This is a genomic window from Prolixibacteraceae bacterium (assembly GCA_019856515.1).
Lineage (GTDB): Bacteria > Bacteroidota > Bacteroidia > Bacteroidales > Prolixibacteraceae > Halosquirtibacter > Halosquirtibacter xylanolyticus.
On sequence record CP082230.1, the window covers coordinates 3,423,170 to 3,449,624 of the forward strand.

At 34.9% G+C, this 26,455-nt stretch carries 13 protein-coding genes; 6 read left to right on the forward strand and 7 right to left on the reverse strand.

The window, feature by feature from the left end:
- Positions 1 to 19: 19 nt before the first annotated feature.
- Positions 20 to 640, forward strand: coding sequence for a hypothetical protein (locus tag K5X82_12575; protein ID QZT36115.1), 621 nt, complete (start codon positions 20 to 22; stop codon positions 638 to 640).
- Here K5X82_12575 and K5X82_12580 read toward each other — a convergent pair.
- Positions 637 to 1,920: an efflux transporter outer membrane subunit gene (locus K5X82_12580; GenBank protein ID QZT39127.1), complete on the reverse strand. Its 1,284-nt coding sequence runs from the start codon at positions 1,918 to 1,920 to the stop codon at positions 637 to 639. The genes K5X82_12575 and K5X82_12580 overlap by 4 nt on opposite strands.
- A gap of 96 nt (positions 1,921 to 2,016) precedes the next feature.
- Between K5X82_12580 and K5X82_12585 the strand changes: the two genes are divergently transcribed.
- Positions 2,017 to 3,384 carry an IS1182 family transposase gene (locus K5X82_12585; GenBank protein ID QZT36116.1) on the forward strand — a complete coding sequence of 456 codons (1,368 nt, stop codon included), beginning with the start codon at positions 2,017 to 2,019 and terminating at the stop codon, positions 3,382 to 3,384.
- 205 nt (positions 3,385 to 3,589) lie between these two features.
- On the opposite strand, the gene K5X82_12590 is transcribed toward K5X82_12585, so the two are convergent.
- From K5X82_12590 to K5X82_12615, 6 genes are all read right to left on the reverse strand, one after another.
- Positions 3,590 to 5,518 carry an FUSC family protein gene (locus K5X82_12590; GenBank protein ID QZT36117.1) on the reverse strand — a complete coding sequence of 643 codons (1,929 nt, stop codon included), beginning with the start codon at positions 5,516 to 5,518 and terminating at the stop codon, positions 3,590 to 3,592.
- Positions 5,508 to 6,380: an HlyD family secretion protein gene (locus K5X82_12595; GenBank protein ID QZT36118.1), complete on the reverse strand. Its 873-nt coding sequence runs from the start codon at positions 6,378 to 6,380 to the stop codon at positions 5,508 to 5,510. Before K5X82_12595 ends, K5X82_12590 begins: the two co-directional genes overlap by 11 nt.
- A gap of 677 nt (positions 6,381 to 7,057) precedes the next feature.
- Positions 7,058 to 8,620: a multidrug efflux MFS transporter gene (locus K5X82_12600; GenBank protein QZT36119.1), complete on the reverse strand. Its 1,563-nt coding sequence runs from the start codon at positions 8,618 to 8,620 to the stop codon at positions 7,058 to 7,060.
- Between the two features lie 9 nt (positions 8,621 to 8,629).
- Positions 8,630 to 9,634 (reverse strand): HlyD family secretion protein, encoded by a 1,005-nt coding sequence (locus K5X82_12605; GenBank protein ID QZT36120.1) that lies wholly within the window; start codon positions 9,632 to 9,634, stop codon positions 8,630 to 8,632.
- Positions 9,635 to 9,641: 7 nt separating this feature from the next.
- A complete protein-coding gene (locus K5X82_12610; protein QZT36121.1) occupies positions 9,642 to 10,970 on the reverse strand; it encodes a TolC family protein in 1,329 nt (442 codons plus the stop codon).
- 91 nt (positions 10,971 to 11,061) lie between these two features.
- Positions 11,062 to 11,658, reverse strand: coding sequence for a Crp/Fnr family transcriptional regulator (locus K5X82_12615; GenBank protein ID QZT36122.1), 597 nt, complete (start codon positions 11,656 to 11,658; stop codon positions 11,062 to 11,064).
- 596 nt (positions 11,659 to 12,254) lie between these two features.
- Between K5X82_12615 and K5X82_12620 the strand changes: the two genes are divergently transcribed.
- The 4 genes from K5X82_12620 (at position 12,255) to K5X82_12635 (ending at position 26,438) form a co-directional block, all read left to right on the forward strand.
- Positions 12,255 to 21,233: a choice-of-anchor J domain-containing protein gene (locus tag K5X82_12620; protein ID QZT36123.1), complete on the forward strand. Its 8,979-nt coding sequence runs from the start codon at positions 12,255 to 12,257 to the stop codon at positions 21,231 to 21,233.
- A 67-nt stretch (positions 21,234 to 21,300) separates the two neighbouring features.
- Positions 21,301 to 24,201, forward strand: a complete 2,901-nt coding sequence (locus K5X82_12625) for a SusC/RagA family TonB-linked outer membrane protein (protein ID QZT36124.1) — start codon at positions 21,301 to 21,303, stop codon at positions 24,199 to 24,201.
- Positions 24,202 to 24,211: 10 nt separating this feature from the next.
- Positions 24,212 to 25,591: a RagB/SusD family nutrient uptake outer membrane protein gene (locus K5X82_12630; protein QZT36125.1), complete on the forward strand. Its 1,380-nt coding sequence runs from the start codon at positions 24,212 to 24,214 to the stop codon at positions 25,589 to 25,591.
- Entirely contained in the window at positions 25,572 to 26,438 is an 867-nt protein-coding gene (locus tag K5X82_12635; protein ID QZT36126.1) for a hypothetical protein, read from the forward strand. The genes K5X82_12630 and K5X82_12635 overlap by 20 nt, the downstream gene beginning before the upstream one ends.
- Positions 26,439 to 26,455: the final 17 nt, after the last annotated feature.

Sequence of the window (26,455 nt, forward strand, 5' to 3'; positions counted from 1 at the left end):
AATGATTATATAACACTTTATGGCTTATAGTAGACTTGACAATATGGTTGATGAGGTATTCGATCGCCTTGAGAGAGAGGTGGAGATGACTGTTTCTGATAGAGACGAAGTAAAAAAGCATGCTTTTATCCACAACTTTAATCCTACTTATAATATTGAAGATCGAAAGATATTACCTCAAGGACTTATTTACATTATCAGTGGGACGATTCGTAGCTTTTATTACGATGATAATGGGGATATAAACACTGGAATCTTCTTCACTGCTAATGATTGCTTTTTGTTTAGTAAGGATATTCCTCAAGGTCACTTTATTCATGGAATCGATTTTGAGGTAATGGAACCTGCACAGTGTTTAATTATACCAGGCCAAACTATTTCGAAATTAAGACATGAATCCATTGTATACGCTAATCTTTGTTACTTATTAACAGTGGTTAATTTGTCAAAGTTCTTTATTGAGGAGCGTACCTATCGACCATTAAAACCGTATGAGAAATATAAGCGTTTTGTGAAAGAGCATCCTGAGTTAATTGATCGAATATCACAACGGGCAATTGCTTCATACCTGGGAGTTACACCTGTTTCTCTGAGTCGCTTAAAACGTCGCTATTTGGACGATTTCGATGGGATTGATTAGTTCCAGTTACCTCCTAAAGCCTTGTAAAGTGTGATATAAGATTCCAAGAGTTGACTCTTAAGACGTAGAACATTTAATTGATAATTAAGATAGGTGTTTTCGGTGTTCAGTAATGTATCATAATCATCAAGTCCAGCATTGTATCTGTCCATAGCCATAAGATAAACTTCATGTGCTTTCTCCATTTGTATGGTGTTGTTTTCAAATTGAATTTTTAAAAGATCTATATTGCTAAGTGCATCTTGTACTTCTGTAAATGCCGTTTCAACAGTCCATTGGTAATTTAATTTTGCTTCATTGGTTTCTTCTTGGGCTAACTTTACCTTTAACTTGTTGGATTTAAAATTAAATATTGGTCCGAATAGATCAAGTGTACCACCACCTATTAATGGACTTCCATTGTTAAATGATATTAAGTCTCCGCTTGCTACTCCTAATAAGCCTGTAAGGTTGAAGCTAGGAAGTCGCATGGCTTGGTATACCCCAATGTTGGCATTAGAAGCAATCACCATCTGTTCGGCTTGACGTATATCTGGTCTTCTCGCTAAAAGTAATGATGGAATACCCACTTGAACTTCTTGTGTATGAAGAGGAGATAGGGAGATGTTTGTATAGTAACTTGAATCTTGAATTCCACTTAGAAGAGTTAGTTGATTTAGGATAAGCTTCTGCTGTTGAAGGTAGTTAAATACTAAATTCTCTGCATCTTTGACCTGTATTTCTGCTCTTTTAATATCAAATATTGTAATTAGACCATGGTCATATTTTTGCAGCATATTTTGATATTGTGTGTTACGAGAAATGGCTGTCTTTTTCGCTACATCAATACAATCCTTATAGTATCCTAGTTGGATATAGTTGGTCGATATTAGTGCTGCGAAGTTAAGTTGTAACGCTTGTTTATTGAATATTGTTCCTTGATAGTTAGCTTCCGCTATTTCATCAAGTCTTCTATATTTACCCCATAAATCTACCTCCCAATTTACCGTCGCACTTGCTGATCCTGATATCTTTGCAGAGGAGGCTGAAGGTTGTCCTTTAGAGTTTCCGAAGCTTAGTTCACTCTGATACCCAAAGGTAGGTAAACTTTGATTTCGTACTAACTGTTTATTTAGACTGCTTTGCGCTACTTTGCTCCAGGCTTGTTGAATCAACTTATTACTTTCAAGTCCCTCAGAGATAAGAGAGCATAGAGTACTGTCTTGGAAGAAAACACCTATTCCTTCCACTCCTCCTATACTATCTAATTCGTTTAGTTCCGCAAAGCCTTCTGGAATAATGGACTCAGGACGTTCGTAATTGGGGCCGACTGTTTTACAGCTAGGAGTCTGTCGGACTTAAACTAATGAACTAAAATAAATTATTATCTTAGGAGTATGAGATGTTTTAAGAGTGCAGATAGAACCCAAGGCTTACTTATGCCACCGTCTATTAATGATTGGCTCCCAGAGAACCATCAGGCTAGATTCATTGTAGATATTGTAGAAGAACTTGATTTAAGATCCGTTTATAGACAATACCGAGGGTCTGGTACTATGGCCTATGATCCAAGGCTCATTTTATCACTCATACTTTATGGTTACTCTACAGGTGTATTTAGTTCAAGAAAGATAGAGGCGGCGACTTATGACTCAGTAGCATTTCGATTTATTTCAGGCAATCATCATCCTGATCATGATACTATTGCAAATTTCAGGAAAAGATTCCTGCCAGAGATTAAAGGTTGGTTTAAACAGGTTTTATTGATAGGAAAAGAGTTAGGGTTATTAAATCTTGGCAACATCTATATAGATGGAACTAAAGTTCAAGCTAACGCATCAAAACACAAAGCGATGAGTTATGAATATATGAAACGATTAGAGGAAAAACTTGAAACAGAAATAGACTCACTTTTAGAGTTAGCCAATCAAACAGACAATAAAGAAACTGATACAGACCTTGATATTCCTAAAGAAATAAGACGCAGGGAAACTAGACTTGTAAAGATAAGAGAAGCAAAATCGGTTGTGGAAGATCGTGCCAAGGAACGTTATTCAAAAGAGAAGAAGACGTATGATGCTAAAATACAGAAGCGCAACGATCATATAGATAAGACGGGAAAGAATCCAAGAGGCAGAGAGCCCAAAGCACCTAACCCATCCCCTAATGAATCTGATCAATACAATTTCACTGATCCAGAATCACGAATAATGAAGACCAAAGATGGTTTCAATCAATGTTTTAATGGTCAAGCTGCTGTAAATGATGACATGATAATCTTAGGTGCTTATAGTAATGCCCATGCAAATGACAAACGAGAGTTCATACCAACCATAAATACAATACCTACTGAGTTAGGAGAGATATCCATTGCTGTTGCTGACACAGGCTACTTTAGTGAAGACAATATTACAGAATGTCAAGACAAAGAAATAATCCCACTGATTTCTACTGCTCGTCAAAAGCATAATAGTTATTTAGACAAAAAGCTCAATGAGAATAGTTCATCTAATGATAATCAGGAACAGGAACAGGAACAGGAACAAACACCTATCGACAAGATGAATCAACTCTTAAATTCTCCCAAATACAATGAAATATACCGTAAAAGGAAACAGACTGTAGAACCCGTTTTCGGCATAATAAAAAAGGTTCTTGGTTTTAGACAATTTTCATTAAGAGGAGAAACAGAAACAGACTGCGAATGGTCATTGGTGTGTCTTGGATATAACTTAAAGAGGTTATTTAAGATGAAAATAGCCTAATATGACTACATATGGCGTTTAAATATACTTCATTAGAACTAAATTTAGGAGCATTATAAGCTTCTTAGACCGAATAACTGCCAAATATCAGAACTTAAATCAGGTTATAGATCAGAATCGGAAATCACTCGATATCCCATTGCTTAAGTCCGACAGACTCCTAGTAACGAAGAATATAGCTTGTATGATAAGCAATAAAAATATTTTATTCATGGTGAGATTCTTTTTTGATTAGATAAAGAAGGTATGATATCTCATATCTAGCATCCTTTTTTGTATCATGGAATTCATCTTTAATGAACTGGATGAATGATTCTGTCTCTTTATTGTGTGACTCTTTCCCTAAATTCTTTACAACTCCTTTAAACTTGCTTCGCATCATTTTATATTGCTCTTTGCTAAGGAATGAACAGCAATCTTTCATTTGACAAACGATATTGTATAGTGTAAATAACTGCTTTGCAAGTTGGTTGTTCTTTTCTCGTGATTCTGGGATTTGTGAAATACTTTTTGTTCTAGCTATCGTTTTAAAGAGCTGTTCAATATCACTGAACTTTCTTTTTGTAAACCGTATCATATCGTAACGAGATGCACGTAAAACACTTTTCTTTATTCCTTTAGTGGATTCTGGAAAGACAGTATTGAGTACTAGTACTACAGTAAACATGGATAGTATTACGGTGACACATGTGTTCAGGAAATTGTCGAGATTGTAATCCATTTTATTTGTAAATGGAACTAATATAATAAGATTAATAGCGACCTCTGTTGCAAAGATATTGTACTTTTTCTTCCCTTTTAACCATATCCAAGTGATCCAGAATGGTAGTTGAACGACAATGTATATTAAAAAGGTGTTTATTAGAGGAAATACAATAAACATATAGAAATAGCTAATAAGTATTCCTGTGATCACAGCAGGTAATAAGACTAATATTAGTCTTTTGGGATCTGGATACCTCGCATTCATTAATGTTGAGATTACTGCTACAACAATATATGTGCTTCCATCTGGGATCTTAAAATAATAGAAAATAAGAGCTGTGATCGTCATTGTAACTAATGGACGTAATGCACGCTTTAATGCCAGTGAATGCACTGTATGATAAAAACGTTTTATCCACCTTTTCTTGAGACTAAGAATCTTTGAACTGAGTGAATTTGATGCAATATGAAGTAGCTCTATATAGGTATCTACCACATTAATGATATCGTTTTGGACTGTCTTCGGAAGTCTCTTTTCGAAACTATCATGAAGGATCTCTGTTCTAAAAAGTTTCGCAATCTTTAGTTTCTCATTGAGAGATGTTTTGCCATAGATGCCTGTTAAAGTCTTAGCATAGTCGTTTTGAAACTCGTTTTGACTAATTCCATGGTATGAAAGAGAATAAGAGAGTTTCAAAAGATAGCACTGCAATTTACCTAGGTGATATATAAAATATCTGTTTTCATTGATTGCATCAAAATTTAAAAAATGATTTGCTTTGATCTCTATTTCATAACCTTGAATTTTGGTTGTAAGTTCAGTGAAGAAGAGATCTAGATCTTTGGCTTTTTGTTTGCCTATAAGTTGTTTTTCAATGCTATTGATCCACTTTGTATATTCGTTTTTCATCATATGATGAATAGGATTTGGAAAGAATAAATTTCCAAAAACATAGAGTAGGATGATAGCGAGTGAAATTTGAAGTATCCTATTTATTGTTTCATAAATAATTGATGATGATAAGGGCCTTTCTAGAGTATGCCAAGCCAATATCATAATTGTTAAGTTGGCAACTTGGTATGCATAATAGTTGTCTCCATGATCTAATTCGCCTAGAAGTGTTGTTACAAAGATCCATAATCCAAATCCAAATAATGCGAGTTCCATCACTTGTGCAAAGTTTGGATAGATGATGAGAAAACCTAATCCCCCCATAACTGTACCCAGGAGTCGCAATCGCATCTTTTGGTGAAGGGCACCTGATGAAGCTTGTGTCAGGACAATGATTGTTGCAATGCCACTATTGGCAGAACCAATGTCTAACCGCATACAAATCCATTCTAACAAAATGAGAGCTGGAAGTATCATCATTAGTCTAGAAGTAAACTTGTATGCTTCGTGATCTCTCGATAGAAAATTATTTGTCATTTTGATTTTCAATTTCAATGGTTGCTGTTAATCCCGATGTTAATCTTACCTCTGGTGGGACATAGGTGATGTTTATTAGTACAGGTACACGTTGAGCTAGACGTGCCCACTCATATGTGGGATCTACTTTATGTAGAGATCCTGAACTTGAAGTGTTACTGTAGTCTGCAATTCCTCGTGCAACATTAATTACTTCGCCATAAATCATTTGGTCAGGGTAAGCCATCAACTTAATTATAGCACGATCACCTGGTGTTATATTGGCTAATTGTGTTTCCATAAAATAGCCATAGAAGTAGAAGCCATTAGCATCGATTAAGCTCATAATTTGTTGCCCAACTTTAATATATGACCCTTTGAAGCTGGATATATTCGTAATGTAACCATCGACGGTGGCCAATGTTGCGATACGAGAGAGTGCTATTCGAGCCTTCTCCACCTTTGTTAGTTGTTGACTGTATTTACTTTTGGCAATGGATAGATTAAAGCTTTTTTGATCTACTTCTTCTTTACTAACTAAGCCTTTGGGAAGTTCTATCCTACGGTTATATTCAGACTGTGCCTGATTTCTCTCTTCGTTTAAAACGGCTAACGTTCTTTGGGCTTCTTTGTAAGCGTTAATATAGTCGCGTTTATCAACGGAGAATAATGTGTCTCCTTTATGTACAAACTGATTTTCTTTGACATAAACGGAGTCTACTTTAGCATTCAGGTAAGAGGCTATACCTATTACATTGTTTCTTAATCTTGCATCACGTGTCCATGGTTTAATCATATAGTGATCCCAGAGTTTTACTGCAGAAAGATACCCGCATGCTAGGAGTAAAATGATTAAAGCAATTTTTATAATATTTTTCACCATCTTATTAACCTGTATTAAAATATATATGTCATCACTAAATAGATGCTAAAAAGCATTATCAGCATACTGTTTATTCTACGAAAAGATGGGTATGCTTTGTGATTGATTGTTTGTAAAAGAGTATTTAATAGAAACCATAATCCGAGGCTTACTATGATAAGAAATGGGAAAGTGGAAAAGTCCATTCCCAACAGTGTTATTCGATTCATTTTAATGTCTATTTATTGAGTAGGGTATTCTTGAATAGGGATTTTGGTAGAAGAGCCAATTTTAGTTTTAAAGAGTAAGACAAGGCGTATGAATTGCCCAACTTGATAATATTAGGATGTTTGATAGGTAGTTAGACTTGTTGTATATAATCGATGTTAATTTTGCTTATATGATTTCATCATATATCATTTTTAATATTCTCCATATTTGCATCTTCTGACTTTGTTAATACAAAGGTAGTAGTAGTCTATTGTTGACTTCTTATCTTTTGTTTAGTACCTATTAGAAAGGTCTTTGCTTTAATATTCTTTAAGGCTATCGATGAATAAGACGTCAGATTATCACGAAAGATTTTCTTAGTTAAAAGAAAAAATAATGCCTTACACATGGATCGTATAAGGCATTAATATCTACTTAATTTAAAGAAAGAGGCGTCTTTATTATGAGTCTTTGTTCATAAGAATAAATTAGGATATACTTTTTTTCTTACTGATTAATGCAAAGACAATAACGATTATTATAGAAATTAAGAATGTGACGAAAGTGATGGCATAAGCATCACGATAACCAGCAAATGTCACTTGATCCATATAGTTATTGTGGATAATATTGTAAGCTTTTTGACTTGCTTCTGACAGAGGTGTTCCCAATGAATGAATCTTGTCTGTTAACTGTTGTAGATGATACTGGTATCCAAAACTAGACGGCTGGATCATAGATCCGATCTGTTGTTCTTTGACTGGTAGTCTATGTGATATAAATGTAGCAGTTAATGCGACTCCCATTGTTTGACTTAGTTTTCGAATCGTACTATAGGTACTTGATGCATCTGAAATGTATTTCCTATCGATGTTCATAAAGGTAAGAGTATTCAAAGGGGAAAACATCAATGCAAAACCGATACTACGAACGACATATATCCAAGTGATACTATGACCAGAGATAGATGGTGTTGTTTGAAAAAACAGAACAGAGAACGACATCATAAACACAGAACACAGAAGATTAGCGATGATCAGAAAGGACATTTTCTTGGGGATCTTTCCCACTAATGGTGTCAAAAATAGGGTGACCATAGTAGCAGGAAGGATTAGTAATGCATTTTGAAGAGGGGAATAACCTAATATCTGTTGTGTAAATATTGGAGCTGAGAATGTACTTGAATACATTCCAATGGCCGATAGTATATTGACAATGTTGAAGACCATGAAATTTCGATCCTTAAACAGATGAAAATTAATTACAGGGTATTTGGATCTTGATGCAATATAGGTATAGTATACAAATGAAATAATAGACACAAAAAACAGTATTCGTATATAGGGTTCTGCAAACCAATCTTCGCGATCACCATTCTCTAAAACGGTAATCAGAGAGATGATGAATAACGAAAGAACAGCATATTGTTTCATATCTAATTTGGCCTTTTTATCTCTGTAGGGACTATCTTCAACAAGAAGATATAGTGCTATCGCGGCGATAATTCCTAATGGGATATTGATGTAAAAGATATATGGCCACGATAGTGTTTCTGTTAAAAACCCACCTAAAACAGGACCTAATGCAGGGCCTAAAATAAGTCCCATTGTGAAGATTGCATTTGCCATTTGAAGCTTCTCTTTGGGAAAAGATTCTATAACTATCGTTTGACCTGTAACAAGAAATGCTCCACCTCCTGCTCCTTGAATAAAACGGAAGAAAATGAGTTCCCAGATATTGGTTGCATTACCGCAGAAAAGTGAGCCAATGGTAAATATTAACATTGATCCAACCATATAGTTGCGTCTCCCAACCTTATTTGCCATCCAAGGGGCAATAATCACAGTTAGTAGATTGGCAATAGAGTAAGCATTTGTTGCCCAGCCAATTTGATCAAGTGTAGCACCTAAGTTTCCCATTATATTCGGGGTGGCTACATTTACTACTGTTGCATCTATAATCTCTAGAAGTGCACTGAATGTGACGGTGGCAACAAGGATGATGGTATGCCATCCTATTTTACCTGAGTTTGTTTTGGTCTCTTGAATCATATACTTTCTTTAGTCGATAACTCTTACATTTACATTCAATCCTGGTATCAAATTGGAGAAGTTCTGATTTTTATCAAATAGAATTTTTACGGGTACGCGTTGTACTACTTTGATAAAGTTCCCAGTGGCATTATCCTTAGGAAAAAGAGCAAAACGAGCACCTGTAGCAGGAGAATATGAGTCAATATACCCATTGAGTTTTATGTCGGGATAGGCATCAACTTCGATGCTCACATGTTTACCATGTTGAAGATATGCTACTTTTGTTTCTTTAAAGTTCGCTGTAACCCAGATGTTTTGATTGTCCGTTAACTCTGTGATGAGTTGAGACTGCTTGATAAATTGTCCTTTTTTAATGTCTACTTTGTATATCTTTCCAGCGTATGGAGCTACGATTGTTGTATATGATAAGCTAAGGTATGCTTTCCTTAGTTTAATTAATGTCTCTTTGATTTGAGCCTTGGTAATTCTGATCTGTTCTTTTTGATCATTGAGGTCGATCAATGCTTTTTGGGTTACAAGTTTCTGACCTTTAAGCTTGTTGTCATAAATCAAGTCCTTGGCTTTCGATTCGTTATAATTGTCTAGAGTTGAGGCATTATTGGAGAACATCTTTTCTGTTCGTTGAAAGTTATCATGTATCTGCCAATATTCAGTTGAAATTTCGTTCTGTCTTAATGTTTGTATTTTGTACTCCATCTGCTTACCCAAAAGGATGACAGAGTCTGATTGTAATTTAGATCTAAGTCCATTAATTTGTGCCTCTATTTCATGTATATCCAATATAAATGGTATGGTGTCGAGTTGAATAAGAGTATCACCTCGTTTAATATTACAGTGGTCGGTGATATAGACAGAATCAACAAAGGCATCTAAGCGTGAAATAATAGGAGTTATTTTGGCATCTATTTGTGCATCATCTGTCTCGATTCTTTGGAATATGAGATATATGTAAACAGCAGAAGCGATTGTACAAATGCATAGTAGTGGATAAAGTATATGTTTTTTTTTCATGATATGTCTATAATTGAGTGATTTCAGTAATTCGTCCTTCATAGTATAAGACCTCCAGTTTGGCAGTCTGCAACTCAAATTCTTTTTGGGTATATATGACGTTATTCTCTAGTAGTTTTTCCTGAGATTGAAGAAGATCATTCACTACAATTTTTCCCTGTTTATATTTCTGATATGAAACGTCGAGAACTTGTTTAGAAAGGATTTTCTTTTGTTTGGCTAATAAAATGTCTGTTTGCGAGGCTTTAAATTTAGCGATGGCATTAGAATATGCAGTCTCTACATCAGATATGACTTGTTGAACTTGATGTTTCTCGTATTCTAGTTTTCTTTGCGTAATTTGATTCCTCGTCTTTCCTGATGTATAGATTGGGATCGTTAACTTAATACCAACAGACCCTATATCAGACCAGTAGGGAGAGGATGTTAAACCATTTATGTCTAGCGATAGATTTTGAGCACCATAGTTGGCAAAAAGAGAGATCTTGGGGTATCTCATTGCTTTAATATGAAGAATAGATATTGAGTCAACTCTCTTTTGTTGTTGGATCTTTATTACAGATTTTAATTCTGATGTGAGTTGCTCATGCTTTAGTGATAAAACTTCTTGAGAATGTTTGTTATTTAGTGTAACTGTATCATTGATGTTGATATTGAGTATGGATTTCAACTGGTTTAGTAGGTTTGTTTTTTCGACATGTAAAGAGCTGTTTTTCGATTTTATATCTAATAACTCCACTTGCATTTGCTGAAGATCGGTTTCTAAAGAGAAGCCATTAAGAATCCGGATCTTCGTCTCTTCCATAATGCTAGTTTGAATTTTATTCTGTTCGTCAATAACTTTTTGCATCTCTATGGTTGAACAAACTGCATAGAAGAGGATACAAGTCTTATAAATTAGATCTTCTTTAATTTGATCTAATTCAGTAGAGGTAAGTTTGACTCTCTCTCTTTGTAACTGGATATTTGTCTTTGATGATTTGTTGAACAAGGACTGCTCTGCATGTAGTGTTACTAAAGTCTGAATATTAGGCCCTAAACTGACAGGAATTTCTTCTCCTGGAAGTAGCATGCTTCCAACTTGATAGTGATCAGTAAAACTGATATCAGCTCCTACCTGAGGACGAGAATTTGCAATTCCATTTTGAACTTCGAACTGTTGTTGAGTTATGCTTATTTGTTGATTCTTTATTGTCAGATTTTGATTCAGAAGAATCTCAATACACTGTTCTAATGACAAATTGTATGTGCTATTTTTTTCTTTTGCCGTTAATCTAAACCCTACAATCGTAAGGAATAATAGAATAATAAACCGGCACTTTGTGCTATGAACCATTACACTTCTTGTTGTGATTTATATGTGCAAAAGTAGATTGTGTTCTTTTTTTTCTACTTAACACGTGTAAAGAAGTGCAGTGTACTTGAGATTATTTTTTCAGTGATTCAAGATAACGTTTGTTCATGCGGCTAAGTGATACAGGAGTCATATTTAGGTAAGAAGCAATAAATTGTTGTGGAACATTATTAAAAACACTAGGCATATGTTCTCTTACAAAAAGATATCTATCATATGGTTTTAATAGGTCAAGTTTGCTTCGTCTTTTTAGTATTCGAGATATTGTCCGAATTAATAGTTGAATCATTAATAGTGAAAAGCTTGGATGTCTAGATAGGAAATCAACGTACTTCTCTTTAGGGATTTTTATTACAAATGATTCATCCACAGTAACTATATTCGTTGATGAAATTTCATTATTTTCATAAGATTCGTAGTTTGTAAAAAGGAGTTGTCTAGAGAATATGAACTTTGTTTTCTCATCACCCTTGTCTGTATATTGAAAACCTCTTAATGTTCCTGAAGAGAGAAAATAGAAGAAATCACAACGTTCTTCAGAAGTAAGAATTGTCTCTTTGGGACTATAGCTATTTACTTGGCAGATCGTTTTTAACTCCTCCCAGCAATTATTTACATCAGGAGATTCTGTTATAAGGTATTGTTTGAAATTATTAAGATGATTGTTCATTAGAATTGATTCTTTGTCCCCAATTATTTATCCATTACAAATATACTAGGATTATTTATCAGCCGAATTTCTTATTCCATATGACTAGCCCTTTTCACGTTATTTAATTATACCCGAGAAGAGGTGAGTATTAAAGATATTAGACTGACTTTATACTCAGAAGACATGGTTTAAACAGGGTGTTTGGGTAGTGAAAATGTCTTAACTTTTATCTGGAACTGTTTTATCTCTACGCATGAATGACTCATAATAAATAGCTAGCTACTTATAGGTATTATAAGAACTGATGATTGTCATGCAACTTTTGTTAGAGTGTTGATTTTATGTGTATTGTTAAAAAATGATTGCTAGTGTGAAATTATAATTATACCCGATTGTAGGTATTATATTCAATAGTGAAAATTATTACACATAAGAATTATCCAAATAAATGATGATTGTCCCCCCTTTATTGCCCATCTATCTTTGGACTTTTAAACTGTAAATTTATGAGAAACGTAATTCTACTATCTTTATTTCTGTTTGTTTCTTTGGGTTCTAAAGCTCAAGTTCTTACAGAAGGTTTTGAAGACGACCCTACCTAACGTGGATGGAGCTTGAAATCTATCCCATTGGGAAGTGATTGGTCCATCAACAATGGAACCAATAGAGGTCCTAATTCAGTATATGAAGGTGCCAATGCAGCCATGTTTAATAACTATAGCTTTCAAAAGGGAACCAGAGGAATTCTAGAGAGTCCTCTGTTTAGTCTCACTAATGTTAAATCTCCTGAACTTACATTTTATTGGTGGAATGGAGATAGCTCATCTCAACCTGCAAGTATCGAGATAAAAGTGAATGAGGGAGATGGACAATGGAAGAGTAAAGGTCTATATCCATTACATTCATCTTCTGATTGGACAAAGATGTCTATACCATTAACTAACTCGGTTGTCAAGGTTCAATTAATTGGGATCTCTGATTATGGAGCGAAGAATACCTTTATAGATAAACTTGTTATTAAATCTGCAGATCCATATGTATTTAATGTATCTATTTCTGAAGTTGCCAAAGAACTAGGGTTAGGTACTGAAGTGGAAGTTCCATTTGAAATAGAAAACAGAGGTTCTTCTAGTGATACTTATGCTCTGTCGTTTGAAAATATTGAAGCTGGATGGCAGCAGAGAGTCGTAAAATCGGATGGTACCGAGATTAATAATATTTCGATTGCAAATGGAGCATCTCAATCACTGAAACTTATTGTTCGTTCACCGAATCAGGGAGCTGTAAATGGTTATATCTATGCACCATCACTTGTCATTACTTCAAGTGAAAATAGTATAACAGATAAAAGTATTAATATTTCTTTAACCACTTTAGTAGAAAACCGAACTTATCCGATAAGTGTTAATTTTAATGGCTCGAATACTTTACCTACGGGATGGAGTAGCTTGAATTTAGATAATAACAGTAATCAGTGGTCTTTATCGTCAACAAAAGGGGTTTCGAATTCTCCTGTATTAGAATTTAACTCTAAATATAATAATGCAAATGATATTGCAGTAACTCAAGCTATGTATTTATCTTCAAGTAAGATTTATCGCTTAAGTTATCAATTAAAAGGTGGATCGAAGTATCGAAATGCCCAATTAAAGGTAAAAGTTTCTAGCGATAAGTCTACTTTATTAGATGATAATGGTATCGTAGGCAATATATCTGACTTCTATCAATCAGATTTTGTAAAAAAAGATCATGCGATTAGTGTTTCAAAGGATGGTATTTATTTCATAGGTTTTCATACTACTTCATCGACAAACTTGTATCTTGATGACTTTGTGTTAGAGTATGCCCCGAGTTATGATGTACAACTTTCGGTTAATTCTCCAAGCAAAACTTGGGTTGAGACAGAGCCTTTATTGTACAACTTTAAAGTCGTTAATAAAGGTCAGAAACAGGATACTTATACATTATCACTAAGTAATGGTTTGACTGGAACATTTGTTGTTGATGGGAGTGATGTGACAGAGCTTTCATTAGTTAGCGGAGAAGAAAAAGAAGTCGTTTTGACTTTGAATGGGATTAAAGGAAGTTATGCGCACCAATCTAAGATTTCACAAAAGGTGTCTATTACAAGTAGTCAATCGTCAGGTTTAACTAAAGAAGTCGATATTATTTCGACAACAATGGTTCCATTGACATATCCTTTTAAAGATGACAATAGTTCATTGAATAGTTATAATCTTTCTTCTGAAACACAAGTCGAATTATTAAAATCGACTACATCGAGCCGTAAAAATTCTGTTTGGTTGAAGGCAGATAGCAGTGAAGATGTGGATATCAATACCAACGCATTTATAGATCTTTCGAGTGCAACGACACCAACATTATATTTGGATGTAAATGGATCATTGGGACCATTTGATGACTTTAGAGTTTTTATTATAGATCATGAAACAGGGGTAAAAGAGGAACTGGATAATACGATTTATACAGGAAGTCCTCTATTAAATGGTTCTCGTTTTAAAGCATCTTCATTTGGACAATGGGTTAACACAGGTCAGTTCGAAGATGCTGGGTGGCAAAGGTTGTTGTTTGATCTAACCAAGTATAAGGACAAAAAGATATATGTTGGAGTCGATTTTAATACTGGATATAACTCAAGAGGTGAAGGGCTTCTATTATCTAATATTCAAATTGCCGAAGCCCCTTCATTTGTGTCTGTGGTGAAGCAAGAAACGAATTCATTAACTGAAATGATTGGTAAATGGCATACTTTATTATTTACCATTCAGAACAAAGGATCGAAAGCAGATACTTATGATTTCTCATTTGTAAAGAATGGATGGGAAGCTACTGTTACTAAAGATGATGCAATTGTAACTTCTTGCGAAATACTACCTTCAGAAAGTCAGATCTTTAAATTAAAGATTAGAGCAAAAGAGGGAGAAGTTGTAGCTGGTAATGTGGATAATATTGTGGTGGAGGTCACATCACAGGGTAATTCCGAATTACAGGAGTTAACTTGGCAAACGAAGTCGTATGGAGTGTTAGATATTCCATATTATGAAGGTTTCGAAGATGCAAACTCAACGAACCTTTATGGTTGGAGAAGCATCAATATTAATGGTGATCAAAAAGAGTGGGAGATTGATGATTCTTATCATTCACAAAATTCAAAGAGATGTGTATCGATCATCAACTCTTATACTTCTTCTCCAATGGACGATTGGATCTGTAGTGCTCCAGTTAAACTAAAGAAGGGGCAGAAATATAGAATAATTTCCAATATAAGAGGGGTTAATACAAAAACGGAGAAGTATAGTGTTGTGTTATTTAATTCTCATGATGTAGAGGTTTCTGTATTACAAGATAATGTTGAAGTCTCAAGAAATACATATGAGCTTACATCTGATGAATTTACGGTGTCTAATGATGGAGTATACTATTGGGGTTATCATGGAACAAGTGATGCTGCTTCTAGTGGATTAGCTATTGACAATATCTCTATCGATAAGGTACTCCCGAATGATTTAAAACTAGAATCATTAAAACATAATGCATCGAGTTTTATACAAGTAACTAATGATATTACTTTTGAGGTAGTTATAAGCAACAATGGTGATAATGCTCAAAGTGGCAATACGGTTAAAGTATATAATAAATCAACTTTAATTGAGACATTACACTTACCTACAATTGAGAAGCAACAAAGTCATACCCTTACTTATCAATGGCACGCTAATGAGAAAGGAATGCATGCTATTAAGTTTGTGTTATCGGATGATGATAACCTAAGTAATAATCGATTAACTGAAAGCGTATCAGTACTTGCTGAACATGTCTTACTTGATGATTTTGAAGGAACTGCTTTCCCTTCTACCGATTGGCAGAACCTCAAAATGACTAAATCTACTTGGAGTCTTTATAAGAGTGATTCTTACAAAGGAAGTAATCATGCAAGGTTGAAAGCTAATTATAGTTATGCAAGCGAATCTCGTTTGGTTACACCTAAAGTCGTTGGAGATGGTGTTACTCCATTGGTATTTTATGCAAGAGCCTCTTCTTCATCAAATCAATTAACGATAGAAAAGAGTATTGATGGCTCAACTTTCACATCAATAATGGATGTCGATCTTACAGATGAATACCAGAAAATCGAAATTTTATTGGCTAAAGAAGAGGAAGTTTATATTGCATTTCATGGTGTGACAGAAGCAAAGTATAGAGCTTTTATTAGTGTCGATTATGTGAGTGGACCAACCTTAACTTCCGCATCAAAGATTGCATATAAACTAAATGATGATTTCTTAGCACAGAAGCCTTTTTCTTTTAAAGATATTCATCAGGGGGTAAGTATGCAAACTTATGATTTTGAGTTATCCAATGAGGGAAATACGTCCTTTAGTGTGACTTCTGAACTATTGAAATTAGAAGGAGCTAATTTAGATCAGTTTGAAGTTGTAAACACTTTACCTTTAACCGTGTCACCTAGCTCCAAAGTAACTTTGTCAGTGAGAGCTCTTGCCAACAAAGTGGGTATCCAAAATGCAAATATTGTATTCAAGGGGTCATTATTAGATGGAGATGATTACTCTAAAGTGATTCAAGTTCGAGTATTCCCTGGAGACATTACAGGGATGACTCCAAAGAAAGGTGATGAAGATGTGATATTAACACCAGTATTATCATGGGTAAATGGAGCAGGAGCTAAGACTGTGGATTTATTTTTCTCAGAAAAACTTCCATTGAGTGATGCTAATAAAATAAGTGTCTCAAATGATTTGTTTACATCTTATCAGTTGCCCCAAAAGTTAAAGAATGGAACAAGTTATTTTTGGAAAGTCATTAACAGTGCAACGGATTCAAAAGGTACTGTTTTCTCTACAACATCAGAAGTAAATAGATTTGAAACGGAGTTAGGGGGATCCATTATTAAAACATATAGTTCCGAAAATGAAGAAACTGGACTAGGGGCTTTGCCTTTAAGTTGTGGAGTTGCTGGTTCCCCATTTTATACTTACAGCCAAAGTATATATCCTGCTTCAATGTTTTCCTCGTTAAACGGCAAACGGATTAGTCGTATTTTCTATTATTACAATGGTGTGGTTCAAGCTGAAGAAGATATTACAATTTTTATGGCAAATACCACGAGACGTAATTTTGGAGATGGACAAAAATGGGAGCCGTATGCTAATTTGACAAAAGTATATGAAGGACCAATGCATTTGCCAAATCAAGCTGGATGGGTCGCTATTGATTTAGAAATTCCATTTATTTATGAAGTGGGTAAGAATTTGGTGATAGGCCTAGATTCCAATGGTCACGTATTAGGTAATGATCAAGCAGGATTTGCGATATCTCCAAAACAAGAAGAACTAGTATCTTATTATAAGAGACATCATAATGTTGATGGAAATCCTGATCCAATAACAATAGATGGAAGAGATGGTCTAATGGTATCATTTGTTCCTTCGATGCGTGTTGAGGTGATTGATGCGCCTATTACTCCAATTATACATCATCGTTATATTAATTTTGATGCTCCAACGATTGGGCTACATGAGCATCCAAGTTATAAGTTTAATTTCAAGAATATAGGAGTTGGTCCATTAAATGTTACCAGTGTTGTAATTGAAGGAGTTAATAAATCAGAATTCACTGTTAAAAAGCAGTCGATTTCTATTGCAGAAACAGAAGTCGGCGAGATTCAGGTTGACTTTAACCCTGTAAATATTGGAAATAAGTCGGTTGACTTAGTCATCAATCATAATGGTCCATCTAAAGTTGTTCGTATCCCGATTAAAGTTAATGTGACGGATGCTGAAGTGAGACATTTTCCATTCTATGAAGGGTTTGAAGGAAATCAATTCCCTGTTCCTGGATGGTCTTCACCTAATGATTCATGGCATCTCGGAAGAATAACGCATGATGGATTTGGTGCTGCTAGTGCAAATTGGAAGTATGATGGTGATGCAATATTGGTAACTCCTCCTATTCATTTACCCGAAAACTATCAACTTTCGTTTTGGTGGATGAATAGATATTCTCCAGAACCGAGACAAGGAGCATACGACTTTACTTTTGTGGAAATAAGTTCAGATAATGGTCTAAGTTGGACGGAATTAGGATCTTATTCCACCTCTCTGATTAGTGATTCTTATCATCACATTAAAATTGATCTTTCTCCATATGCTAACCAAAGGGTATTTATTCGATGGAGGCATGATATGACTCCTGGATATGAAAACATGGCTAGAGGGGTAACAATTGATGATGTATTGATTGATGAAATACCATTTACACCTGAAGTTGAAGGATTTCAAGTCGCAGTGGAAGACTACAATAATGTGCAGATACAATGGAATGCCCCTGTATTATCTGATCCACAAAGAACAAATAAAGTTGAATCATATTGGTTGTATCGAGACGGTAGGCTTTTGACGAAACTAGATGAGAATACGCTAACCTATAAAGATGAGCACCTTAAACGTGGAGAATATGAGTATTATGTTCGAGTAAAATATGAGAAAGGTACTTCTGATGGATCATTTCCTGAGGTTGTGTTTATTGATATTGAGAATGATTTTCCTCCTACACACCTTGATGCAGAGGTGAAAACACAATCGGATAACACGAATAATGTGTTTTTGACATGGGATCGTCCGATCAAAAAAGAGTATATCAATGTTTACCCTGAGGGGGATACTTACGGTCCAGCAAAAACGGGGAAGTATAGTGATGAACAATTGTGGGTTGCAAACTATGCTCCCAAGGGACATCATGAGGTTTCTATGATTAAGTTTGATATAGAACAATTTAAAGGTAAAGAGATCGAGAGTGTCAAGTTAAGATTGAATCAGATTTTTATGGCCAATGACCATAATACTGAGCCTTCAAAGATTTATGCAATTGATGAATCATGGGATGAAAGTACGTTTGACTTTAGCTCAAAGATATCCTATGATGATCAAAAGGTTTGGGGAGAGTATTACTTTGGATCGAATGGATGGCAAGAAGTTGATATTACAGACCTCGTTAAAGCATGGATTTCAGGTAAACTGCCCAATAATGGATTGTGTCTCGTTGCAGCAGAAGGAGACCGTTTGAGAGTCTTTGACTCGAAAGACTGTTTTGTTCCAGAGAATCGTCCACATTTGAAAGTGGGAGTAAATGCAGAAAAGGGTAGTACTGGAAACGATAAAGGGAAAGGTATTGGATATCGGATTTATCGTAATGGAAAAATGATTCATCAAATAGATGATTTCAAAACAACAACTTATACTGATGTAAACTTAGATCCGAACTTTTACACCTACTCTGTATCGGCACTTTATAGTTATGCTGGGGAGAGTGAAAAGAGTTCTCCTGATGTTGTAAATGTTGCATTAAATAATACGTCGGCATGGACTTGGATGATCTATTTATATGAAGACAATACTGGTTTAGATGGAGCCGAAGATATTAATGAGCTTGAATTCAATGGGTCCGTGCCAGGTTTGGTTAACTACATTGTTCTTTATGATGCAGATGATGATTCTAAGGATGGTGTTTATTATGTGACCAAAGATCCTGAAGGAGAAAATAACACAATAGTGTCGAAAAAGATTTCAGATATGTTTGGTGTGGATCCTAAAATGTCCGATTGGAATACTTTGGATAAATTCTTGGCTTTTGCACAAAAGAGTTTCCCTGCCGAAAGATATGGACTAACTCTTTGGGATCATGGTAATGGTATTTTTAGAGATGGAGAAGTGACTGAAAGGTCATTTGTTGGTGGTATGAACTTGTGGGAATTAGATAAAGCGTTGGCAAATTCAGTAAAGCGTACTGGTAAGAAGATTGATATTCTAGGATTTGATTTGTGTCTACTTGGTCAAACAGAAACAGCTTATCAGGTTATGCCGTATGCAAAATACTTATTGGCTTCTGAGAAGACTGAGCCAGGAGATGGATGGGACTACAAAGTGGCATTTGAAAGAATGAATTCTAATCCATTGATCACCAGTGAAGAGATGAGTAGATATTTGGTTACTGACTATGTGGAGAGTTACACTGTTGGTGGAAATTCGAACCCTGCAGATGTTACACAAGCGGCTACGGATTTAACCATGTATCAAAATGAATATATCTCGACATTGAATGATTTTGCTAGATCATTGATTGATCATGTGTATGATCATAAGAAAGAGATTGAAACAGCACGAGAGTTAAGTTGGTATTCGAAACGCAATAAAGATCATCGCGATTTAGGCCATTTTACAAGATTGATCATGATCAATGATCAACTTCCTCAAGCTTTAAGAGATAAAGCGAGAACTTTCTATGATGTGTACCAAAATACTATTGTAGAAAGTGGTTCTACCGGTAAAGCGAATGCATCAGTAACAGGGCATAGGGTTTGGTTTCCAAAGACTATCAGTACTGAGTTAGATAAAGAGTTGTATCTAGATCCGCTTAATTATCTAAACTTTAGTGAAACACTTTGGGATGAGTTTCTTTTTAGTTATGAAAACCCTCAAAAGAACCCGAGTGTGATGAGTGTAAACAATCAAATGTTTGATATTGATGCTTCAATTCAGACGATAACCCTTTTAGCAACTCTTGCTGGAGATGCAGAGGTTAGTTGGGAGATTAACAGCAATGTTCCATGGTTAAAGCTCTCCAAAACAAGTTACCAGAATAGTGCATCTATATCAATTGCTGTAGATAAGAACACTGTAGAAGCCCGTGATGGGGTATTGGTGATTAATGCGGAAGGTGTTGTTGGTTGTCCAATGAAGATTATTGTTCACCAAAACAAAATGGAACTAGGTCTAAGGTCATTTGATGCATCAATTGAAGGGCCTGAGGCTAGACTTTCATGGAAATATTATGGATTTAAGGAGTTGTTTGATCATTACAATATCCTGAAAGAAGGTAAGTCAATAACTGAAATTAGAGATGTTGATGTCAATGAGTATGTTGATCAAAGCTTCAAAAAAGGAGTTGCTGTTTATCAATTAGAGGTGGTATTAAAAAATGGTTCGATAATTCAAAGTGATGAAAAAACTATCCGTGTCATAGATGAATTGACTATTGATAAATTACTGGTTGAAGAAGGTACTGATGCTGTCAATATCATTTGGCATACAACAAAAATTGATAAAGATGTAAGAGCATTTTTAATTTTTAGAGATGGGAAAATAATAGAAAGGATTACAGATCTAGATTTAAGAAAGTACCAAGATAAGAATGTGGTTAAAGGCCTTCATAAATATTGGATGCAAATGGAGTACTTGTATTTAGTTTCTCCAAAAACAGAAGAAATAGAACTGGATGTACTACTTCTTTCAAGTGTATGGCCTAATAGTGAATTTAATGAAATTAAGGTGTTTCCAAACCCACTTGTTGATAGCAGGTTGCATGTAACTGTTAGTTCAGGGGTTTCCGTGGAAAGGATGGAAATTTATAATTCACAAGGTGTTTTATTATATATTCTTTACGATTTCGATAATGATTTAAATATTCAGAGAAATGTAAAACTTGATACAGGTGTTTATATTCTAAGAATACATAGTTCATTGGGAATTAAAACATTTAAGTTGATCAAAAAGTAAATAAGTCTAAGTAGTCTTATAGAGGTGGGGAAACATTTGTTTTCCCACCTTTTAACGTTTTAATCGTATGAAAAGAATAATTATTTGGGGTGTTCTGTCCATCTTATCTTGCCATATAAAGGGGCAAAATAAAGAAATAACAGGTGCTGTCTTTGATGGTAATACGCATGAAATAATGGTTGGAGCTACTGTATATAATAAAAATAATAATACTGGAGTTGTAACAGATATACAGGGAAGATACAAGTTAAAAGCCAATATAGGAGATACAATAGGTGTTCGATTTATTGGATATAGAGAAAAATTTTTTTTGTGTGAAAAATCGGATAATAATAAAGTCATACTTTTCCCAGTTACGAAGATCCTAGAAGAAACGATTGTTGTTGCTTATGGCCGTCGGTCGAAGAAGAAATTAAATGGAGCAGTAACCTCTATTAATGATAATAATCTACGTACATCTGTTTCAAATATAGGTGCTTTGCTTCAAGGTAGGGTAAGTGGGTTGCAGTCTATAACTGAATCGGGAGATCCAAATGCTGCTCCCATTATGTTTTTAAGAGGGGCAAGTTCTGTTCATGCATACGCTGGGCCTTTGTATGTTTTGAATGGATTGGTTGTCGAGGCTTCTTTTATACAAAAGATAACCCCTTCAAATATCTCGTCAATATCAATTCTTAAGGATGCGACGGCAACAGCTTTGTATGGTTCTAGAGGGGCGAATGGAGTAATTGTTATAGAAACCAAACAAGCAAAAACAAAAGGGTTTCATGTGGGGGCATCTGTTACCTATGGTTTAAGGTACCCTAATTTGCTACCTGTTGACTTGATGAGCTCAAAAGAGAAATTACAATATGAAGTCTTACTGGGGATTAAAAGATTGTCAGAGGAGCGTATTGATGAGTTGGCAGCCAATCCAACAAATTGGGAAAAAGAAGTTTTGAGAAGAGGTACTTCTACAGAATTGGGTGTAAATATCGAAGGAGGAAAAGGTAAAGCCGCTTTCCGTCATCAGCTATCGTATCGAAAAGATGTGGGTACTTTACAAAATTCTTCATTGGATAATTTCTCATTTACAAGTCGATTGAATCATCACCTAGGAGATAAAATCACCACCTCTTTGTTCTTCTATGGGAATTACCTAGATGCTAAGAATCCTACAGGTATAGGTGATAAATTGGTGAAAAATAGTCCTGTAATTCAGGCATATTTGAATAATCCTTATGATGCACCTAGAGATGAAAAAGGAAATTATATTTCAACATCTTTAGGACCGAATGCAATACGTGATTTAGAAATGATTAACAATGAAACAAAAACGTATCATTTGCGAATGCAAGGCAATTTTAAATGGGATATTTTAGCAGGATTTTATTTTACAGGGTTGTACTCTTGGAATTATTCTCATTCTCTATTAGATCAATTTAATCCTCCTGGAATTAGTATGTATCAATTAGATCCTTCATCTTCAATTCAAGGAGATAAAAAGAGAAGTTATTCAGGCAATACACGTTTACAGTCATCAAACCAATTGCATTATAAACATCATCTTTCGAATCATCATATTGAGTTGATGGGGGCCTTTGAGACTGACTACCGAAAGGAAGATGGCTTTATCGCTTTAGCCAAAGGGTATGTATCTCCATTACTTTCTTCTTTGTCTTCAGCAGAAAAGCCATTTCAAACAGCAGAGCGATATTGGGAACGAAATATGCTGAGTTATATATCATTTATAAAGTATGATTGGAATAATATTATCTTCTTTGATGGATCATTTAGAAGGGATGGCTCCTCTGTTTTTGGTAAGAATAACCCCTACTCGAACTTCTACTCTTTAGGTTCTGGATTAGATCTATCTGGTTGTGTTTTTAATGAGAACGTAGATCTATTTAAAATAAGATTCAGTTATGGAACGTCTGGAAATGAAAGTATTTCCCCGTACCAAACAATGAAGTTATATAAGTTTAATCAATATTATAGCGGTAAAAAAGCTGGTGCTGCAAAACAGGTTGGGAATAAAGCATTAGGTTGGGAGAAAAGTCTATCCAAAAGTATAGGATTTGATTTTTTGTCTAAAGGTAGCAAGTATGGTATCAGTCTTGATTGGTATGAACAATATACCGATGATTTACTCCTAGATGTACAACTATCTCGATTGTACGGTTTCTCTACGAAGATGATGAACGCGGGTGCTGTACGTAATCGTGGTTTTGAAACTTCTTTTACTGCAACGCCATGGACGAAAGGCTTTTGGAGTTTAACCTTTGAAGCACAATATTCGTATAATGATAATGAGGTAACACATACACCTAACGGAGAAGATATAGTCAATAATTTTACGATTATCAGAGAAGGAGAGGCCTTAGGTAGTGTTTATTTGGTTCCTTATGGAGGTGTTAATGTATCGAACGGATCACCAATTTGGGTTAAGAAGGATGGTCGTTTAACTGAGACTTATGATCAATCAGATGCCGTTGTGATTGGTACAGGAATACCACCACATAATGGATCATTCAGAGTTCGTCTTCAAAATGAAAATCTTGAAATAGCTGTATTATTTACAGGTGCAGCTGGCAACAAAGTAGTGAACAATAATCGATATTTCTTTGAATCAGATGGTGAGTTTATGATATATAACCAAGACCGCAGGTTATTAACTGAGGCTTGGGAAATACCAGGTGATATGACAAAGATCCCCAAACAAGTTGCAAATGGAAATAACCACCAGATGTCAACTCGCTATGTTGAATCGGGTAACTATATAAAACTTAAGAATGTCAGAATTGCTTATAGTATTGGTCGTCATGATTTTGGCTTTTTACCTTTTAATACGACATTAAGTGTTGAGGCAACCAATTTATATACGTGGACCAATTACAGTGGAATAGATCCAGAAATGGCACGTTCTGTCGATGCTTTCCGATATCCATCCAATCAATCTATCTTTTTCGGTATAACAATGAATTTTTAAAAAGGATATTATGAAATATATTCTATCAATATTATCAATATTTACGCTCATCACAGGTTGTACATTATCCTTAGATTATCAACCTCGGGATGCTTTTGGTGAGCAAATGGCATTTAAAGATTATGCATCTTGGGAGGTAATGGTTAGGGGATGCTATAGTTCATTAGGTGATGAAGCTTTATATGGTGGTTTCTTATCTATGGGAATAGGTGATCTCTTGACTGATAATGTGGAGGCAAGTCCTCAAAATAATGGAGAGTATCAACAAATATATCATTGGACTTTTCACGCTATGAACCCACAACTGACAGCAATATGGGAAAAAGCCTATCATACAGTATATCTTGCAAATACGATCATAGACCAATCTTTCCCTACTAACGATTATGAGAATCATAAAGAACGATATGAGCAGATGAAAGCCGAAGCAAAGCTAATACGTTCTATGGTGCATTTTGACTTAATCCGTCTTTTTTCTTCTTATCCGTTTGATGAAAATTCAATGGGAGTACCATATATCAAGCAACGAGTTTTTTCATTATATCAAAGAGAAACCATAGTTTCTAATCTTTCCAATTGTATCGATGATATTAATGAGGCATTACCACTACTTGATAAATCAACTTCTCCGACAACAGCCAATCAAAGAGTAGCCTATTATTTGTTAGCCAAGATATATGAGTATCAGGATCAAAAAGATAAGGCAATAAATACGTTACTACATATAGATCTCAACTCGAGTGATTGGATAGACCAAAGCAAGTATCGTGATTCATGGACTTCATATACATCGGAAGGAGTTTTGTTTGAAATAATTAAAACGGATAAGGATAATCCCCAAAATGCATGGATATATTATGACACAAGAAATCAGAGACCTAAGTGGTATGCACCTTCTACTGTTGTAAATAGTTATGGTGACTCTGATGTACGTAAAAATCTATTTTTCCGAAAAGTTGGAAGCAACTATGAGATAACTAAGTATATGGGTCAACCAGGGGCAGATATGCCAAATGGTGGAACAGTCAAGCTTTTAAGAATGGCAGAAGTACACTTTCTATTATGGTTTTTACAGATTGACAATGGAGATGTAACAACATCAGTTGTAGAGGATCTAAATGTATATCTCAAACAGAGAGGTGAAAGTCCATATACTTTTGTGGATCGCTCCTCTTTGCTTGATTTTATTGAAAAGGAATATAGAAAGGAATTTGTGTATGAGTCGAAACATTTCTTTCGCCTCAAAATACGTCAACAGAAAATAGTACGTTTGATTTCTACTCAGACGATGTTACTTCCTGCAAATGATCATCGATTTACGATGCCTATACCTTCAGTTGAAATGAATGCAAACAAAAAAATGAAACAAAATGATGGATATGAGTCGTAAGTATATAAGTATATTCTGGGTGCTCTGTTGCATAATGCTTTATTCTTGTCAACAAAAAAAGGATGTCTTTTATGATGGTCTCCCCCAAATACAGTTCTCCAAACATATCGCAAATATCGAGATGTCCCCTAAAGTAAAAGATATAGAGCTAAAAGTGGAACTTGTATATGGTCAGATTGAAGAGAACTTAGATTTTCATATTGAGGTTGAAAGGATCTCAGGAAGTTCGGAACTTAGTTTGGATACTAATATATTTAGGTTTGAAAAGGGAATGTATGGTTTGTCAATTAAAATTCCTGTTGATTATGAGACGATATATGATAAAACAAAATGGAGTCTCAAGCTCGTTTCAAATAATCGTGAATCTCTTACCATTGCGCATCGTTCTACTTTTGAGTTGACTGTTACTCCTTATGATTGGACTGAAGACATATCAGGTAAGTATCAACTATCTTTTAAGGATCACTATATGAAGAAACATCTTTATCGTGTCGATGTGGAGTATGTTCGAGATCAAGATAATCAATTTATCCGCATTTCGGACTTACCTGTTTGGTCATTCTATGGTGGCCCCAAAAAGTATCCACAGAGAATATCTTTTAAGATAAATACGATCGAAAGAAACAACGTTTTTATGGGGATTGACCAAATGCTATTAGGGACTTATACAAGTTATAAAAAGTGGTTTATGAGACGTAATTATGGAGACTTCTATATCGAAAAAACGGAGGTTCAGAGCTGTGTATATGACAAAAGTGATCAAAGTATTTTATTGAGCTATAGGTCCTTCTTGACTAAAGGGAAGAAATATGAGCTTAAAGGTGTAACGCTTAAGAAGGAGTTATAGTGAGATTAATATAGAGG